Source organism: Loktanella sp. Alg231-35, assembly GCF_900143545.1.
Lineage (GTDB): Bacteria > Pseudomonadota > Alphaproteobacteria > Rhodobacterales > Rhodobacteraceae > Yoonia.
Window position 1 is genome coordinate 262780 of sequence record NZ_FREV01000003.1, and the last position, 18160, is coordinate 280939.

The 18160-nt window shown below is 58.0% G+C and carries 17 protein-coding genes; 2 read left to right on the forward strand and 15 right to left on the reverse strand.

The window, feature by feature from the left end; translation table 11 throughout:
* Window positions 1-19 precede the first annotated feature (19 nt).
* From DHN10_RS08225 to DHN10_RS08245, 5 genes are all read right to left on the reverse strand, one after another.
* Window positions 20-1594 carry a TRAP transporter large permease gene (locus DHN10_RS08225; protein ID WP_108814826.1) on the reverse strand — a complete coding sequence of 525 codons (1575 nt, stop codon included), beginning with the start codon at window positions 1592-1594 and terminating at the stop codon, window positions 20-22.
* Window positions 1594-2190, reverse strand: a complete 597-nt coding sequence (locus DHN10_RS08230; protein WP_108814828.1) for a TRAP transporter small permease — start codon at window positions 2188-2190, stop codon at window positions 1594-1596. The genes DHN10_RS08225 and DHN10_RS08230 overlap by 1 nt, the downstream gene beginning before the upstream one ends.
* Before the next feature lie 98 nt (window positions 2191-2288).
* A complete protein-coding gene (locus DHN10_RS08235; RefSeq protein ID WP_108814830.1) occupies window positions 2289-2795 on the reverse strand; it encodes a flavin reductase family protein in 507 nt (168 codons plus the stop codon).
* Window positions 2795-3685, reverse strand: a complete 891-nt coding sequence (locus DHN10_RS08240; protein WP_108814832.1) for an aldo/keto reductase — start codon at window positions 3683-3685, stop codon at window positions 2795-2797. The genes DHN10_RS08235 and DHN10_RS08240 overlap by 1 nt, the downstream gene beginning before the upstream one ends.
* Window positions 3682-4839: an LLM class flavin-dependent oxidoreductase gene (locus tag DHN10_RS08245; RefSeq protein ID WP_108814834.1), complete on the reverse strand. Its 1158-nt coding sequence runs from the start codon at window positions 4837-4839 to the stop codon at window positions 3682-3684. The genes DHN10_RS08240 and DHN10_RS08245 overlap by 4 nt, the downstream gene beginning before the upstream one ends.
* Before the next feature lie 104 nt (window positions 4840-4943).
* Between DHN10_RS08245 and DHN10_RS08250 the strand changes: the two genes are divergently transcribed.
* Window positions 4944-5651, forward strand: a complete 708-nt coding sequence (locus tag DHN10_RS08250; protein WP_108814836.1) for a GntR family transcriptional regulator — start codon at window positions 4944-4946, stop codon at window positions 5649-5651.
* Window positions 5652-5657: 6 nt separating this feature from the next.
* Complete coding sequence (locus DHN10_RS08255) at window positions 5658-6746, forward strand: Gfo/Idh/MocA family protein (protein ID WP_108814838.1); 1089 nt, start codon at window positions 5658-5660, stop codon at window positions 6744-6746.
* Here DHN10_RS08255 and DHN10_RS08260 read toward each other — a convergent pair.
* The 10 genes from DHN10_RS08260 to DHN10_RS08305 form a co-directional block, all read right to left on the reverse strand.
* The gene (locus DHN10_RS08260; RefSeq protein ID WP_159086954.1) at window positions 6743-7003 is read right to left on the reverse strand and encodes a hypothetical protein; all 261 of its coding nucleotides are present in this window, start codon (window positions 7001-7003) and stop codon (window positions 6743-6745) included. The two genes, DHN10_RS08255 and DHN10_RS08260, sit on opposite strands and share 4 nt — an antisense overlap.
* Window positions 7004-7150: 147 nt before the next feature.
* Window positions 7151-8341, reverse strand: a complete 1191-nt coding sequence (locus tag DHN10_RS08265) for a DUF1501 domain-containing protein (protein ID WP_108814842.1) — start codon at window positions 8339-8341, stop codon at window positions 7151-7153.
* Window positions 8342-8351: 10 nt separating this feature from the next.
* Window positions 8352-10466 (reverse strand): DUF1800 domain-containing protein, encoded by a 2115-nt coding sequence (locus DHN10_RS08270; protein ID WP_108814843.1) that lies wholly within the window; start codon window positions 10464-10466, stop codon window positions 8352-8354.
* Between the two features lie 77 nt (window positions 10467-10543).
* A complete protein-coding gene (locus DHN10_RS08275; RefSeq protein ID WP_159086956.1) occupies window positions 10544-11929 on the reverse strand; it encodes a HAMP domain-containing sensor histidine kinase in 1386 nt (461 codons plus the stop codon).
* Complete coding sequence (locus DHN10_RS08280) at window positions 11916-12590, reverse strand: response regulator transcription factor (protein WP_108814845.1); 675 nt, start codon at window positions 12588-12590, stop codon at window positions 11916-11918. Before DHN10_RS08280 ends, DHN10_RS08275 begins: the two co-directional genes overlap by 14 nt.
* Window positions 12591-12666: 76 nt before the next feature.
* Window positions 12667-13830 carry a phenylacetate--CoA ligase family protein gene (locus tag DHN10_RS08285; protein ID WP_108814846.1) on the reverse strand — a complete coding sequence of 388 codons (1164 nt, stop codon included), beginning with the start codon at window positions 13828-13830 and terminating at the stop codon, window positions 12667-12669.
* Window positions 13827-14648 carry an ABC transporter ATP-binding protein gene (locus tag DHN10_RS08290; RefSeq protein ID WP_108814847.1) on the reverse strand — a complete coding sequence of 274 codons (822 nt, stop codon included), beginning with the start codon at window positions 14646-14648 and terminating at the stop codon, window positions 13827-13829. The genes DHN10_RS08285 and DHN10_RS08290 overlap by 4 nt, the downstream gene beginning before the upstream one ends.
* Window positions 14649-14715: 67 nt before the next feature.
* Window positions 14716-16002 carry an ABC transporter substrate-binding protein gene (locus DHN10_RS08295; protein WP_108814848.1) on the reverse strand — a complete coding sequence of 429 codons (1287 nt, stop codon included), beginning with the start codon at window positions 16000-16002 and terminating at the stop codon, window positions 14716-14718.
* Between the two features lie 53 nt (window positions 16003-16055).
* Complete coding sequence (locus DHN10_RS08300) at window positions 16056-17132, reverse strand: branched-chain amino acid ABC transporter permease (RefSeq protein WP_108814849.1); 1077 nt, start codon at window positions 17130-17132, stop codon at window positions 16056-16058.
* Between the two features lie 29 nt (window positions 17133-17161).
* Window positions 17162-18160, reverse strand: a complete 999-nt coding sequence (locus DHN10_RS08305) for a branched-chain amino acid ABC transporter permease (protein ID WP_108814850.1) — start codon at window positions 18158-18160, stop codon at window positions 17162-17164.

An 18160-nucleotide genomic window follows, 5' to 3' on the forward strand; every position in this document is an offset into this window, starting at 1 on the left:
TTGTCTCCCTATTATGCTGTTAGTTGAAGCCCGGTGCCGGGCTAATGCAAGCGCTGAACCCGACATCCGGGGCGCAGCCCAAGAAGCCTGTCAGGTACGGCACTGTCATGGAAATGGCGGGGATGTAGGTGATCAGGAAGATCACCGCGATCTCGACCGCAAGGAATGGCAGGATGGCTTTGGCGATGGTTTCGACCTTCTCGCCAGAGACCGTCGATGCCACGAATAACACAAGCCCCATGGGCGGCGTTGCCAGCCCCACGGTTAGGTTCACGCTCATGATGATGGCGAAGTGGACCGGATGCACGCCGAGGTCGACAAAGATCGGCCCCAGAATTGGCCCTAGGATGATGATCGCTGGCCCGGCATCAAGGAACATGCCGACGATGAACAGCAGGATGTTAATCAGAAACAGCAGCATCAGCGGGTTTTCCGAAAGCGACAGGATAGAGTCGCTCATGATCTGCGGGGCGTAAGACAGCGATACGACGGTTTTGAAGGACACCGCAGCGCCAACCAGCAAAAGCACCGCCGCCGTGGCTAAAGCCGAACGCGACAGCACGTCTGTCAGGTCTTTGAATGTCATCGACCGCAGCACAAGGAAGCTGACGATCAGCGCGTAGAACACGGCAACCGCTGAGGCTTCGGTCGGGGTCATCACACCGATGAGGATACCACCCAGAATGATGATGGGGGTTTGTAAGGGTGCGACCGCCTTTTTGCAGATCATGCGGAAATCGTGGCTGACCCGGCCGCGATAGCCCATCAACAGGAAATGTGCCGCGATCAGGCAAACGGCGAAGGTGCCAAGCACGACAGGCCAACCTGCGGCAACGGTTTCACCCGCCGCGTTGACGCTTTCGCCTGCGATGCCCGTTGTGCCCCGGAAGATCGCAAAGAAGATATAGCCCACGTTCAGGCGCAGCAGTAGGAAGCTGACCCAGTACTCCACCGGGCTGATCGTTTGGTTTTTGTTGACGATCCGTTCTGCCTTGGGCAGGTCATAGCGGTCGGCCATCAGGCGTACCATGACCATCAGGCCCAAGCCCACCATGACGCCCGGCACGATCCCCGCAAGGAACAGCGCTGCGACACTTTCGCCCATGACATAGGCGTAGATGATCATGATGCCCGAAGGCGGAATGATTGGTCCGATGACCGAAGAGGCGGCCGTGATTGCGGCTGCAAATTTGCGGGTGTAGCCGTTTTTCTCCATCGCGGGAATCAGGGTTGATCCGAGTGCGGAAGTGTCAGCCACCGCAGACCCCGAAAGGCCCGCAAAAAGGATCGACGACAGGATATTCACATGCGCCAGGCCACCGCGCAGGTGGCCCATGAAGGCTTGGGAGAATTCCACAAGGCGCATGGTGATGCCGCCCCGGTTCATGACCTCACCTGCCAGCATGAAAAATGGCAACGCCATCAGCGGAAAGCTGTCCATGCCGTTGTAAAGGTTGCGATAAAGACCGGCAACGACGTTGCGGGTGTCGCCTTCATACAGGATCAGCGCGATGGGGGATGCCAGCAGTGCAAAGACAATCGGCAGGCCGATCATGATCAGGATGAGGAAGAGCGGAAGGAACCAAAGTAGCATCAGTCGGCCCCTTGAAAATCATCGGCGCCAAGTGGGCGCAATCTATCGCCTTGGCCTGCCAATTTGATAATCTGGCGGATCATCAGTTCCGCATTCACAAGGATCAGCAGATTCACCCCAACCCAGAGCGAGGCGTATTGGTATTGGTTGGAGAACTTGGCACCGCATTTGCCAATCTCGATCCCGAAGGGCCAGCGCAGCGAGGATGAACAGCCGCGCCCGGAAATTGTATCAACGTGATTATTCAGGCCACGGTCCCATGCGATCAGCAAGACCCACATCACGATGGCCATTAGGAAGAGGGTGAGAATGCTGGACACCAGACGGGGCAGGGCGCGTTCCAGCATATCGATGGAAACGAACCCACCCATCCTGTAGGCCAGCGGCGCCATCAGCCCGGTCATCCACAGCATGCCGAAGCGTGCGCCTTCTTCTGTCCAGTTGGGCGCGGAACTTAGCGCGTAGCGGAAGAAGACCTGACCAAGGATCAGACATACCATGATGGCGAGTGCGACCACTGCAATGGCTTTGCCAATGGCAAGCACCGCGGTATTGAACCGTTCTAGTGGCCACAAAAGGCCAAACAGGACCGACATCGGCTCCTCCCCTGTTTATGTCCGGGCTTTGTTGCCCGCTGTGTTGGGGGCTTTGCCCCCTTGCCCCCCAAGATATTTTTGAACGAAAGAAGCGGGGACTATGCCTCTGTCGAAAACGTCCCGTATTTGCCCGCATGAAAGACGAGCGGGTCACCTCCGCGGTGATGTGCTTTGGTGACAAGGCCCACGACGATCACGTGATCGCCAGCGTCATGGGTGACTTGCAGATTGCATTCAAAGGTGGCCAGTGCCCCTTCGATAATCGGCATGCCGCAGTGCGACAGATGCGTGGGTATATCGTTGATTGCTGTTTTGGACTGCACGACAGCCGCGCAGATATCGCGCTGATCGGCGGCAAGCACATGCACGGCAAAGCGGCGCGAGCCTGCAAAATGTTCAAACCGTTTGGAAGCCTTGGCTGGCGACCATAGCACCAGCGGCGGGTCAAGCGACACGCTGGCAAAGCTGTTGGCCACGATGGCAACCGGCCCTTCGGGACTGTCGGTGGTCACCACCGTAACGCCTGTGACGAATGTGCCCAAAGCGCCGCGAAAGTTGTCGCTGTCAGCGCTAGGGTCGAATGTCGCGATTGTGCCTGCGTCCATCATGGGACCTCCGTTCCGAGCGCTGCGGTATAAAGTTCATACCAGGTTTCGCGATCCATATTTACCTTCAAGGCATCTGATAATGCTTTGATACGATTGACATTATTGGTCCCCATTACCGGCATGATGTTGGCGGGGTGCGCCAGCAACCAGGCCACAGCAACGGCGCCATTATCGACGCCATTCTCTTTGGCAACTTTGGACAGCGCGCCTTGTGCTGCACCAGTGCCGGTCATCAGGCTGCCGCCTCCAAGCGGTGACCACGCCATGATCGGCACGTTGCGTTCCTGCAGGTAGGCGACGTCGCCATTGGTGAAACCTGCGTGCGCTGTTAGCGACAATTCGATCTGGTTGGTGATCAGCTGTGTTTTCATCGCAGATTGCAGCAGCGTCCAATCGTGCAGTTTGAAGTTGGACACGCCGACCGCGCGGACTTTGCCAGAGGCCACAACCTCATCCAGTGCCGCACCCGTTTCATGGTGATCCATCATCGGATCGGGGCGGTGAACCAAAAGCGTGTCGATCTTGTCGATGTTCATCAAGCGCAAAGAGTGATCCACAGAGGCAAGGATATGTGCACGGCTGGTGTCATAGTATTTCACACGAGCGTCCGCATAGCGCCCGGCGGGGGCCACGATATCGCATTTGGTCACGATCTCGATTTGGTCTTTCAGGGCCGGGGCCGCTTTAAGCGCATTGCCCAGCACTTCCTCTGCTTCATAGCCGCCATAAATGTCGGCCTGATCCATCGTCGTGATGCCTTGTTCAAGGCAGGCTTCGATCTTGGCCTGGACGTGTCCGACAGAGGTGTCGCTGTCATCGCTCAGCCGCCACATCCCATAAACGATGCGGCTGAAAGACAGGTCTTTTGTGATTTCAATACGGTTCAACGGCGTGGTCCTGTGCCCAATGGCGTGGCTGGTGTTTCAGATGGGACGCGCCCGTATGCATGGGGCAGCGAGCATGTTTTCAGGCTGGGCATCACGCGTTTGCCAAAGTGTTCGGCCTCGTCGATATGCGGATAGCCTGAGAAGATGAAAGCACGGATGCCCATCTTTTGATAGGTCTCTATCTTGGTCATGATCTGATCGGTCGAGCCGACCAATGCCGCCCCACAGCCAGAGCGCGCACGCCCAACCCCGGTCCAAAGGCCCGGCTCGACATAGCCGAATTTATCGGCCAACTCACGCGCTTTCGCCTGATGGGCAACCCCCAGCGAGATGCTATCGTGGGCGCGGTCGCGGATCAGTTTGCCGTATTCATCATCCAGCTTCGATGCGATGTAGTCGGCGTATTCCTTGGCCTCGGCTTCGGTATCGCGCACGATCATGTGGACACGCAGGCCGTAATCGAGCGTGCGGTTGTGCGCCGCGGCACGGGCGTTCACGTCCTTCATGCGCTGGGCGAGCTGGTCCACCGGCTCTGGCCACATCAGATAGACGTCGCATTGCGCACCGCAAAGTTCCAACGCGGCAGGGGAATAGCCACCAAAATAAAGCAGCGGGCCACCGTTTTGCTGGTAGGGCCGGGCCGGATCGGTTGAGAGGTTCGAAATCTCATAGATATCGCCGTCATGACTCACCTCGTCCTGCGTCCAGCATTTGCGCAGGATCTCGACCACTTCATGGGATCGCTTGTAACGATAAGCGCTTTCAGCGACTTCGCCGGGGAAATCAGAGCTTATGACGTTGAGCGTCAGCCGCCCTTTGAGCATGTGATCAAGCGTGGCGATGGTGCGGGCCAACATGATGGGCTGGACTTCACCGCAACGGATCGCGGCAAGGAAATTGATCTTTTTAGTCAGCGGCGCCATGCCTGCAACAAAGGACAATGTGTCTTGGCCGACTTGGTAGGATGATGGGGCAAGGATGTTACGGAACCCTTGCTGCTCTGCCGTCAGGGCGATGTCGCGGCAATGTTCCCAGGATGAGCGCAGATCACCGTCTGGCACACCAAGGAACTGATAATCGTCAGAGCACTGCGCGGAAAACCAGGATACCTCAGCCGCGTCGAGATCGGCGCTGGTGACCGGAACGGTGGTCATTGATTCTCCTCCCCAGAGGTGTGTCTTTCCTCTTGCCTAGCATGCAAATTTCTATGTAACAATAGTGTATCAATTTTCATGGACCGGCTCGAGGAGGTGTCGCCATGGCGAAAACCTCTGCTTTGCCCAAGTTCATCCAGCTCAGTGAAATGCTGATCCGCGAGATTGCGGCGGGGCATTTGGCCGACGGGGCGCGCCTGCCGCCAGAGCGGGATATGGCGGATGAATTGGGCGTGGCTGTTGGCACGCTGCGCAAGGCGCTAGCGGATGTTGAGGCCAAGGGTTTGCTGGACCGGGTGCAGGGGTCGGGCAACTATGTGCGGCACCGCCCGGTGGTCGATTCCGTTTATGCATTCTTTCGGTTGGAGTTGCTCAACGGGGGCGGTTTGCCAACGGCCGAGGTGCTGTCTGTGGATCGTCTGGCCAAGCCTGACGGCTTTGCGCGTTTGGGTGGCGATGCGGAAGGGCATCGCATTATTCGGTTGCGGTCTTTGGATGGTGTCTTGATCGCGTTAGAGGAAATCTGGCTTGATGGGGGGCACCGCGACGCGGTTGCCGTCGCTGATCTGTCAGACTCGCTTTACCACTTTTATCGCCATGAATTGGGGGTCGTGATCGCGTCGGTCGAGGACCGGATTGGCGTGGATGTCATGCCCGACTGGACGCCGGAGGCGTTTCATCTGAAGGCAGGGCAGACCACGGGCTATATCGAGCGGATCAGCTGGACAGCTGCCGGGGCACCTGCCGAATTTTCGCGCACCTGGTATGACGCCAGCCGCGCCAGTTACATCTCTCGCATGGGAAAAGGTTAGAACGACGTGGACACGGTGAACTACGGCCTGATTGGCTGCGGCATGATGGGCCGTGAACATATTCAGAATATCAATCTGCTGCCTAAGGGGCGGGTGTCTGTCGTCTATGATCCGGTTGCGGAACTGGCGGCATCTGCGGCAACCCTCGCCGAGGGCGCCCATATTGCAGGGTCGCTTGAAGAGTTGCTGGCGCATGAGGCATTGGACGCCGTGGTGATCGTCAGCCCCAACTATCTGCATGTCCAGCAGCTTCAGCAGATCGTGGCGACGCGACCCTTGCCGATCCTATGCGAGAAACCGCTGTATACCGATCCTGCTGATGCACCTGCGCTGGACGCGCTGTTCAAGGATTATGCGCACCCTGTTTGGGTGGCGATGGAGTACCGCTATATGCCGCCTGTAGCAGCCCTGATTGCGCAGGCTGAGCAGGCCACCGGTGGCGTCAAGATGCTGACCGTGCGCGAGCATCGTTTTCCGTTTCTGCCCAAGATTGGTGACTGGAACCGCTTTAATGCCAAAACTGGCGGGACGTTGGTTGAAAAATGCTGCCATTTCTTTGATTTGATGCGGTTGATTTTGGATGATGAACCTATTCGCGTGATGGCCAGTGCAGGCCAGTCGCTGAACCACATTGATGAGCGTTACGATGGTGAGGCCCCGGACATTTGGGACAACGGCTATGTCATTTTGGACTTTGCCAAGGGCAGCCGCGCCATGCTTGAGCTTTGTATGTTCGCCGAAGGTTCAAAATACCAAGAAGAGATCAGCGCCGTTGGCCCCCATGGCAAGATCGAGGCCCTTGTGCCCGGACCGGGCCGGTTCTGGCCGAAACGGCTGGGCGATCCACCGGTGCCACAGATGGTCATCAGTCCGCGCGCGCCCAAAGGGCCTTATGTGTCAGAAATCCCCGTTGATCCTGCACTGCTGGACGCAGGCGACCACAACGGATCAACCTTCTACCAGCATCAGCGCTTCAATGCCGTTGTGCGGGGTGAAGGGGAGGTAGAGGTCACCTTGGCCGATGGGGCCAAGGCGATTGCCATGGGATTGGCCGCGCAGGAAAGCGCGCGAACCGGGCAGGCCGTGCTGCTTTAGCCGTTGGCTGTGTTAGCCGCAAAAATTTCAATACAATCGGGGCCTTCACAGGTCACCATTGCCGCAGGCACTGACATCGCGCCGTACTGCGTCACGATCATATAGGTATTGTCCACGAAGTCCTTGAACTCACCTTTAACGGTGAACCCCTGTTCGATGAATGTGAGCGCAATTTCATTTGCGCTGCCGATTGTGGGGACGCTCATTGCGACCAAGGCCGCAATGAGCCTACCGATTTTACCGCTTACTTTTGTCATTTGATACTCACTAAACTAATGTCACTCACCACCCACTCATAGTTTTAGCCGCAGTTCGGTGAATTTTGAGTAAATTAATTCACGATATTTACTAAAGGACAGGTGTTTTTGAGTGTTAGCGGTAACTTTCCGCGCGGAAAGTTTCGATCAGATGTTCAGTAGCTGCAATTTTGGGGTGCTGGTTGGAAATGCAGGCGCATCGATTCGCCACAAATCCTGCAACAAAGCGGCATAAACACTGCGGTAATCCGTGGTATGCGACAGATCATCCGCGACCAGATTGGTCAGTGATGGTGCTTGCCCGCTAAGCCCGCCGCGCACATTGCCGCCCGCCACAAAGAGCGGGGCGGCGGTGCCGTGATCCGTGCCGCCTGATCCATTCTCGCGCGCCGTGCGCCCAAATTCTGAGAAGGTGACAATACTGATTTGATCCCACAGCCCGATTTGCTTCATTGCGGCACTGAACGCTCCGATTGACCGGGATAGATCGGTCAGCAGATCTGCGTGCTGTTCGGGTTGGTCTTCATGTGTGTCATAGCCGTCCTGCACGACCTTGAGCACCGGCACCTCAACCCCGGCAACAAGCAGACGCGCCGCGGTGCGCAGTTGTTCGCCCAGAAGCGTGCCGGGGAATTCGAATGCGGTGGCGGGGCTGGTGCTAAGCCTTTTGTAGATGGCATCACCGGTGATCCGTGCGCTTTCGTAGGTATCAAGTACATGGTCCAGCGGGGATACCGCTGCTTGTGGCCGTACTGCATGCATCGCACCCGGCAGGTTTTGTTGCCGTTCGACAAAATCCTCTTCGTTGCGCATCGCCGAGAACCGCCCGTCACCGGCCAGCGGCCCCATATCACCGCCCAGCACAAGCCCATCCGCATCGCGAAAACGCGGTCCTTCATCTGCAAACGCGGTCGAAACCCAGCCTTGCTGGGTCTGGCTTTGCGCACCCAGCCCGGCATTCCAGATTTCGATCGAGCGGAAGTGTGATCTGTTTGGGTCGGGATAACCTACTCCTTGCACGATTTGCAGCGCGCCGTCCTCCCACAGATCACCAAGTGCGCGCATGCCGCCGTGCAGGCCGGTGTCAGTGTCGAGGCCGATCATATCCTCTTGGGCGATGCCGATCCGGGGCCGCAGGCTGCGGTAGGCGTCATCGGTGCGCGGGATGACTGTGTTCAGCCCGTCATTGCCGCCCGCCAGTTCGATCAGGATCAGGATGTTGCCCGGCATGGGGTCTTGTCCGGCGGCAGTGACAAAGCCGGGCAGGGTGATCATGGGCAGGCTCGCGCCAAGCGTTTGCAACAGACGACGGCGGTTCATGGGATGATGATGGGTCATGGGGCTGGCCTCAGTTCAACTGGTAGTAGGGTGACAGGACGATATGGCGGATCAATGCGTCTGGGTCGCTGGCATCGCGCTCCATGCGTTGCCCCTCGGTTGGCAGTGGCACGGCAAGCAGGGCCGATTGCGCGCGCAGGCTGTCAAAGCCGCCCGCCTTGACCGCATCCAGCCATGCGCCCGCGCTTTCATACTGGTAGCGCGGCGTTGCGCTGATGTTGAGGGCGGCCTCGCGTTCTTCCACGTAGCGTTCGACTTCATCCTCTGACATGCCCATGACATCGACGCCGCCCAATCCAACAGCGGCCGGAGGTGCCGCAGCAAGCAAAAGCTCTCCCTGCGGCGGGCCAAGTGCTTCGGCGGCGAAACTGGCAACCCAATTGGCCCCGGTTTCGGCCTCTTGCAGCGATAGCAAATTGCCTGACCCAGCACCTTCGGTCCATGCGCGTTGCCCGGCGGTGCTTGCGATGATTTCGGGGAAATGCCCCATCAATGCAGCCAGAAATTCCGCATCGGCATCGGTCATCCAATCGGTGTTGTTCTGGCGAATTTGCTGGGAATGGACCCAGAGCCAGCCGAATGGATCAGGGGTCTGCTTGTGCCAGCGGGCAAAACACTCTGGCACACAATCCGCGACATGTAGCGAGAATTCGATTTCATCGGGATCGGGGATTTCCGCCCCAAAGGTGATCGAGCGCCAGCGGTGGGACCCAAAACTGACATCAAAGAGCGTGACAGCAAGACTGCCAGAGGCTTCGCCCCATTTTTCGGCCTCAATGACAAAGGTTTGCCCAATAGCCAGATCGCCGGGGGCGGGTTTGGCAGGTGCAGACGCGGCCTGCGTCTGCATCATCATCATGCCGTCCGTCTGGCGCGGTTCTGGGTCATAACCCAGCATATAGGTTAGCATAGTGGCCCGCGCACTTGCTGTGGCGTCATTGATCCAATCGGTGCCTTCGGGCCAACCGCCCACATTGGGCGGAAAGAACAGCTCTTGGCCCAGATCGCCAAGCGCCCAGTTCAGATCGTCCAGATAGGGCACAGTGATCCCCAATGTACGCACGCTGCCCACCATCAGTTCAACCGGTGATTTGACCAGCGTGCCCCGGTTCTGGCTTGCCCAAAACGCATCAGACAGGAACATCGCCCGCAGCAGCGGCGTCATCTCCCAATCTGCGGCGCGCCAGATGGCGGTCAGGCGTGCGACCTCGTCGGGATCGGGCGTGTTTGAAACGAAAGTGCGCCAGAGGCGTTCGACGATGAAAGGGCCAAAGGCAGGATCTTCCATGACGATACGCGGCAGATCATCGGCGGTGTGGCGTCCGCTATTGCCAAGGATGGTCTTGATCCCGTGATCATGCGCTTCAGGATCAAAGACATATGTGCCGGCGCCAAAACGGTCCACCGTGTGCCCGGTCAGCGCGCGGGCGGCCTGCACCACATCGTTTTCGGTATAGCTGCGCCCTTCACCAAGGGTGAAAAGCTCCATGAACTCGCGTGCGAGGTTTTCGTTTGGGGCCACGCGGTCGTTCTCTGTATTGGTTAGAAAGACCAGCGTGCCGGGGTCTTCTAGAATGCCGGCTGCAAGATCCGTGAAATTGCCAGCGGCATGCGTACGAAAGAGCCTGTTTTGATGCGCCGCCCATTGCGGTTCTTCGTGAAGGCCTGCGTTGGTGGCAAAGTGATCATGCCAGAACAGCACCAGTTTTTCGGTCAGAGGCGAGGGCGTTTCGATCATCTCGCGCAGCCACCACTTCTGCATCGCGTCAATGTCCATCCAGCGGTTGGTAAAGAAAAGGTCGGACGCGGTATTGCCAAGCGCCCAGACCTGTTCTGTAGGATAGGCCCATCCATCGACCCATGCAGGCATCGGATGTTGTGGCGCAGTCTGCACGCCTGCCAATATCTGCGCCACACCTTCGACATAGGATTTGCCAACCATGGCTGAAATCTCGTCCGGGGCGGCGCCAAAGCCGGTGCGAGATACAAGATGGCGCGCCTCTTCATAGGTCATCGCATCCGGTCCCGCCCAAAGGGTGAGTGGTGTAAGCAGGGTTAGCAAAGCTGTTGTATTGCGTGCGATCTGGCGCATGGCGTCCTCTTGCGGGTTGTGTTGCCGTGACATTACCACATCTTGCAGCGCGGTTGGCTTACATGTGCCGGTCGGGTTTCATACGTTTTTGTAAACCCTGGGGTTCTGACCTAGGCGGCCGGAAATGTGACCGCAAAAACCGCACCGATCCGGTCCGTCAAAAGGGTGATGTCAGCCCGGTGCAGATCGGCGATGGCTTTGACCAAGGACAGCCCCAAACCATTGCCCGGCGTGGAGCGGCTGGCGTCGGCGCGAAAGAACCGCTCAAACACACGCTCTGCTGCGCCGGGGGCGATGCCGGGGCCATCATCACCGATTTCTAGGTAGATATCTCCGTTGTTGCATGACAACAGAAAATGCACCTGCGCGGCATCGCGCGAGTGCTCCAACGCGTTTTCCAGCAGATTGGCCGTCAGTTGGGTCAGAAGATCACGATCACCTTCAACGGCCAGATTTGGGGTGATCACCACATTGACCGATTTGTCAGCCTCTTCAAAAAGCGGCGCAAAGCTTTCGGCCATGTCTGTGCAAAGCCCGCTGAGATCGACCGTCGCAAAGGCGGCCCGGCGCTGCCCTGACTCTATCTCGCCCATGCGCAGCAGGGCATCAAAGATGCGCAGCAGGCTTTGCAGCCGCGCTTCGGCCATGTCGATATGCTCGGTCACGGCGTCTTTGTCGGCGATATCGCGGCGGATCAGCTCCAACCGTCCGCCGATATTGGCCAAAGGGGTCTTAAGGTCATGGGCCACGCCCACGCTGACGGCTTCGACGTTGCGGGTCAGCGCTTCAACCTTGTCGAGCATCTGGTTCATGCCAGCGCCCAACCGGTCAAATTCATCGCCCGTTCCATTGAGCGGGGCGCGCGCATCAAGCCTGCCCTTTGCAACGGTTTCAGCGGTGGCAGACAGCACCTCAAGCCGACCAAAAACCCCGCGCGAAAGGAAAAACCCGGTCAGCAAGGCCAAGGGCAGAACGATGACGATCAGCGCGATAGAGGCCGTCGCAAGAAAACCCTGAATGTTGTAGATGCGTTCCGGGACAAAGCGCCCCACAACAATCGAGCTGCCATCTTCGAACCAATAGCCTTGGGTAAGAATGGGGTGGTCGATCTGCGGATGATCAAGCTGTGTTTCCTGTGGCACGTCGCTTGCCCAAAGGCCCGCGAAACCGGCGATGATTTCATTCTCGGGGTCCCTATAGGCAAACAATGTGTCACGTTCTTCCAGCATCACAAAGATGTCGTCGTCGTACCATTCTTCCTGATCAGGCTCCCAGCGGACCGCTGCGATCACCCCCTTAGGCCCTTCGGATTGCGCGATGTCATAACCTTGCCGCAGGTAATCTTCGAGTGCTGCAACCTCTGCCCGTTCGATCTGGCTGATGCGCATCGGCCCGATGGTCCAGATCACTGCCAGGCTGAGCGTGACAAAGATGGCGCAAGAGGCAATCACCCGTTGGAATACGGTGGACCGCAGGATCGTGTTAAGTTTCGCCAATGATATACCCCGAGCCGCGGACAGTGCGGATGAGTTCGGTCGCAAAGGGTTTGTCGACCTTGGCGCGCAGCCTGCTCATATGGGTCTGCACAAGGCTGGTTTTAGGGTCAAATCTATAGCCCCAGACCTTTTCCAGCAACATGGTACGGGTCACAACTTCATTCACATGCCCCAGCAGACAATCAAGCAGTTTGAATTCCAGCGGTGACAGATCAAGGGTAGTGCCGCTGCGGCTTGCCTGACGCGCCACCCGGTCTAGCCGCAAGTCATCCAATTCATAAAGTGTTTGTTCCGCTGCGCGCGGCGTACGCCGTGCGATCGAGCGCAGCCGCGCCACCAATTCAGAGATGGCAAAGGGTTTGCCAAGATAATCATCCGCACCTGCCTCAAGCCCCGCCACCCGGTCATCCAGCCCACCACGTGCGGTCAGCATCAGAACCGGTGTCGCTACACCTGCGCCGCGCAGCAGTTGGACAACGGCGATCCCGTCCATATCGGGCAGCATCCGGTCAAGGATCACGCAGTCAAACGACCCGGTACTCAGCTGCAGGATTCCGTCCTTAGGCTGGTCGCACCACGTCACTGTCCAGTTAAGCTCGGTCAAGGACCGCTGGATAAACTCTGCCGTCTCGCGGTCATCTTCGATCAGCATTACGCGCATGCGGTGTTTGATATCCCAGTGGCGCGCGCTGGGCTATATACGATATTGTATGGTTTGGGCGGCCCAGGCGGTGCCGCTACCGCAAATCTGCGATTACCACACCATCGCGAGGGAGCGAGCCGGGAGAGACCAGCTCAATCGTGCCGCTCAGCTTCAGCAAGTCGCGCACCGAGGCGCTGAATGGCGCCTCATCGGTGGCTTGCGTTTCGAGCTTTACCACCATTTCGTCGCGTTGCCCGTCATGGCTGACCTCGACACGGGCGCGTGCGATTTCTGGGTGGCGGGCCACAAGGCTGGCAACCTGTTCGGGGCGCACGAACATCCCTTTGATTTTGGTGGCCTGATCAGCGCGGCCTTTCCAACCTGCCAGCCGCATATTCGTGCGACCGCAAGATGAATGACCGGGCACCACTGCGGAAAGATCTCCGGTGGCAAAGCGCACCAGCGGGTAGGCAGGGTTCAGCGGGGTCACGACGACTTCGCCAATGTCACCGATGGCCACCGGATTGCCAGTGCCGGGTGTCACGATTTCGACCAATGCGCCTTCGTCCACGATCATCGGTTCGTTTGCGACGGTTTCATAGGCGATGTTGCCCACATCCGCCGTGCCATAGCACTGCAAGCATGCGATCCCGCGCGCTCCATAGGCTTGCCGCACGGTGGGGAAGAGGGGGCCGCCTGAGACCAGCGCCTTTGTCAGGCGGGGCAGATCGACGCCCATCTCATCGGCTTTGGCAAGGATCGCGCCAAGGTAGTCGGGCGTTCCTGCATAGGCGGTCACGCCAAGATCTTTGGCAGCTCGCACCTGCAATTCCGTCTGGCCGGGACCAGCGGCAAAGACCTGAGCGCCCACAGCAATCGCGGCACTTTCGAACATCGCGCCTGCGGGGGTGAAGTGATAGGAAAACGTGTTCTGCACCACGTCACCGGCACCAATGCCCCCCGCGCGCAACGCGCTGGCAAAGCGCCACCAGTCGCCGCCATCGCCGCCCGGTTCATAGATCGGGCCGGGTGACTGGAACAGCCGGGTGATCCCTTTGGTCGCGATACCGCCAAAGGGAGGATTGGCCGCCTGCGCAGCACTCAGTTCGGATTTGCGCAAGACGGGCAGCTTTGACAAATCCGCCAGTGATGCCATCTGGGCCGCCGCCTCAGGGGCAAGCTGCGCCTTCAATTGCGTAAGTTGGTCCGTTTCGCGCGCATCGGCGCTGCGCGTCTCATGTGGGTGCAGCATGCTCATGCCAGCCACCTTTTGCGACGTCGGTAACTTCGCACGTCGCGAAAGGATTTGCGGCCTTCGTCAGACATGCCTAGATAGAATTCCTTTACATCCGGGTTGTCGCGCAACTCAGCGGCGGGGCCTTCCATAACGACGCGCCCGCTTTCCAGAATATAGCCGTGATGCGCAAAGCGCAGGGCGACATTGGTGTTCTGCTCGGCCAGCAGGAAGGACACGCCTTCTTGTTCATTGAGGTTCTTCACAATCGTAAAAATCTCTTCGACCAGTTGCGGGGCCAGTCCCATTGACGGCTCATCCAGCAAAATCGTCTCGGGTCGCGACATCAGCGCGCGACCAATCGCGCACATCTGTTGTTCGCCGCCGGACGTATAGCCCGCCTGCGACTTGCGCCGCTCTTTGAGCCGCGGAAAATAGTTGTAAACCAGATCAAGATCATCGCTGACCTTGGATGCACCGTCGCGCCGGGTATAGGCGCCGGTCATCAGGTTTTCTTCGATGGTCAGGTGTTCGAAACAGTGACGACCCTCCATCACCTGAATAACACCGCGCTTGACCAGATCAGAAGGGGAACTGTCCTGCACACGGTCACCGCGATAGGTGATTGACCCTTTTGTGACTTCGCCACGTTCGGAATGCAGCAGGTTGGAAATCGCTTTGAGTGTCGTTGTCTTGCCAGCACCATTGCCGCCCAACAGGGCTGTGATCCCACCCTTGGGCACGGTCAATGACACACCCTTCAACACGAGGATCACGTGATTGTAGATCACCTCGATGTTGTTGACCTCAAGCAGGGTCTCAGCTTGTTTCTCATCCAGCATGGCGTTTTGATCCGTCGCAGGGTTGAAAGGGGAAGGGTGGCCCATGACAGGCCACCCGATTGTTGATTTAGAGGCAGCCAGGCTCGATGTTGTTTTCGGCGGCAAAGGCGGCCGAGTCTGCGGCGATCAGCGGGTCAATCACGCTGTCATCGGGTGCGATGTAGTCAGTCAGCGCAACCCATTGGCCATCTGCCGCATTCCACTGCTGCACAATGCCAAGGCCCGAACCGCCGTGGTTTTCACAAGACACGCTGAATTCTGGCCCGATCTGGGACATGCCCAGTTCCGCCATGCGTGCTTCGGTGATCTCCAAAGAGGCCATGCCGTCGCGCACCATCGCCGCTGTCACGTCCGTGACACCGTGGATGTCTTGTGCGTTGGCAATGGCTTCGGATGCCAACATCGCCGCATACATGCCGCGTGTATAAAGCACCGAACCCATGTTCGATCCGTCACCGGCAGCATTGCCAGCCTCATGCACAAGTGTGCGGATCTCGTCAAAGACGGGCAGGCTTGCATCAACACGGTTCATGTTGAGCGACTTGTAACCGTCTGCACCAGCACCCGCAGGGGTCACATCGTGTTCGGCCCCGGCCCACCAGTTGCCGATGAAGTTTTCCATCGGGAAACCAATGTTGGCGGCTTCCTGCACGGCCACCTGGTTCATCACGCCCCAGCCCCACATCAGGACGTAATCAGGACGTTCGCGGCGGATTTGCAGCCACTGCGATTTCTGTTCCTGACCGGGGTGGTCAACGGCCAACTGGCTCAGCTCAAACCCGTGCATCGCGGACAGCTCTTCCAACGTGCGGATTGGTTCCTTGCCGTAGGCAGAGTTGTGATAGACCAGCGCGATGGATTTGCCCGACAGATCACCGCCGTTTTCGTCCAGCAGGTAGTTCACCATCACAGACGCCGCGTCCCAATAGTTCGCAGGGTAGTTGAAGACCCAGTTGAACACTTCACCATTGGCAGCCGAGGTACGACCATAGCCCATGGTGTGGATCGGGATTTCATCGACGGTGGCCTTGGGGATCAGCTGATAGGTGATCCCGGTAGAGAGCGGCTGATAGATCAACGCCCCTTCGCCCTTGGTGCTTTCGTAGCATTCCACACCTTTTTCGGTGTTATAGCCGGTCTCGCATTCTACAATGCGGATCGCCTCGCCACCGATGCCACCGTCACGGGCATTGAGCAGGTTAAAGTAATCCTGATAACCGTCCGAGAACGGCGTGCCTCCTGCCGCATAAGGGCCGGTGCGGTATGACAGGTCGGGAATGACCAGTTCGGCCATTGCTGGTGCGGCGGCCATCGTGCCCGCCAAGGCCATTGCGGCCAGTTTCTTCATCTTCATCGGTTTTCTCCTCCCATAGGTATGTCCGATTGTCGTGTGGGTGTTTTCACCCGTTAATAAGGGAACGGCCAAAGCCGAAGTTTTTCTTTTGCCAGCCGCCACAGCTGGGCCAATCCATGTGGTTCCTTGATCAGGAAGAACATGATCAGCGCGCCAACAATCACTAGTTGGAAATGCGCCACCAAATCAGTAGGCCAGCCCATCACATCAACGCCGATCCATTTGAGCGCGACAGGCAACAGCACAAGGAACGCGGCCCCCGCAAAGCTGCCAAAGATCGAGCCCAGCCCGCCGATGATGATCATGAAGAGGACAAGGAACGACTTTTGGATGCCAAAGACCTCGCCCACTTCCACAGCGCCCAGATAGACGGAAAAGAACAGCGCACCTGCGATGCCGACAAAGAAAGAACTGACAGCAAAGGCTGTCAGCTTCGCTTTCAATGGGTTCACGCCAATGATTTCGGCGGCGATATCCATATCCCGGATCGCCATCCATGACCGGCCGATGGTGCCGCGTGTCAGGTTGCGGGCGATCAGCGCGCAGAGGGTGACAAAAAACAAACAGATCAGATATTGCGCCCAAGCTGGCGTGCTGGGGCCTGTCACTGCGACACCCGCGACCAACCGCTCTGGCGCGTTGATCTGGCCAGAGGCAGAGTAGTTGTAGAACCACGCGACTTTGTTGAAGAGCCAGACCAGAAAGAACTGCGCGGCCAATGTCGCCACGGCCAGATAGAACCCCTTGATCCGCAAACTGGGCAGGCCAAAGGCCGCACCCACTATCGCAGTAATCCCGCCTGCCAGCACGATGTGGATCATGATGTTGATATCAGGGAACGACGTCATCAGCTTATAGCAGGCATAGGCCCCAACAGCCATAAACCCACCCGTGCCCAGCGACACCTGCCCACAATAGCCCGTCAGGATATTCAGCCCAATCGCGGCAATGGCGTAGATGAGGAAAGGAACCAGCAGGGAGCTTGCCCAATAGTCGTTGATCACAAAGGGGATCACCAACCATGCTACGGCCATCGTGACCCAAAACCCGATGCGGTCGAGTTTCAGCGGAAAGGTTTGGCTGTCCGCGACATAGGTTGTTTTGAAATCACCGGCCTCACGATAGAGCATGGGCGGCCTCCTTTATGCGGATTGTCTTGTCACACACGTTCAATAATCCGCTCCCCAAATAGGCCCTGCGGGCGGAACACCAGAAACAGCAGGGCCAGCACATAGGCGAACCAGTTCTCAGTCGCGCCACCCAGGAAGGGTGCGCCGATCAGATACTCAAACAGTTTCTCACCCACGCCGATGATCAACCCGCCGACAATCGCGCCGGGGATCGAGGTAAAGCCGCCCAGCATCAGCACGGGCAGGGCTTTTAGCGCGATCAGCGACAATGAGAATTGCACACCTGATTTCGCGCCCCACATGATGCCCGCGACCAACGCCACAAGCCCGGCCAGTGACCAAACCAGCACCCAGATGAAGTTCAGAGAAATACCGACCGACAGGGCCGCTTGGTGATCATCGGCCACCGCCCGCATTGCGCGGCCTTGCTTGGTGTATTGGCTGAACGCGATCAGGCCTGCGACCAGAATGATTGCGACCACTGTTGCGACCATATCCAGCTTATCAATAAAGAAGCCGTAGAAATCATCGCCGCCCAAACCACTGGTGGCGTCTTCCACCCAAAGCGATCCGCCCTGCGGCAGGCCAACGGCCAGCGTCTTGATATCAGAACCCCACATCAGATCGCCAACGCCTTCAAGGAAATAGGCAAGTCCGATAGTGGCCATAAACAGGATAATGGGTTCTTGTCCGACCAGATGCCGGAACACGAACCGCTGCACGCACCACGCAAAGATGACCATAACGACCAGGGTCAAGATAATGGCGGCCAGTACGGGGACGTTCCAGCCGAAATAGTGGATATCGGTGCCAAAGATTGCGTTGATCAGATGCGCAAAGGGCACCTGACCGGACATGATGCCCGCCAATGTCAGCGCAGAGAACAGCGCCATAACACCTTGGGCATAGTTGAAGATGCCAGAGGCCTTATAGATCAACACGAACCCAAGGGCGACAAGGGCATATAGCACACCCGCCATCAATCCGTTGAGGACAACTTCGATGCCATAGAGGAAATCAGCGGACAT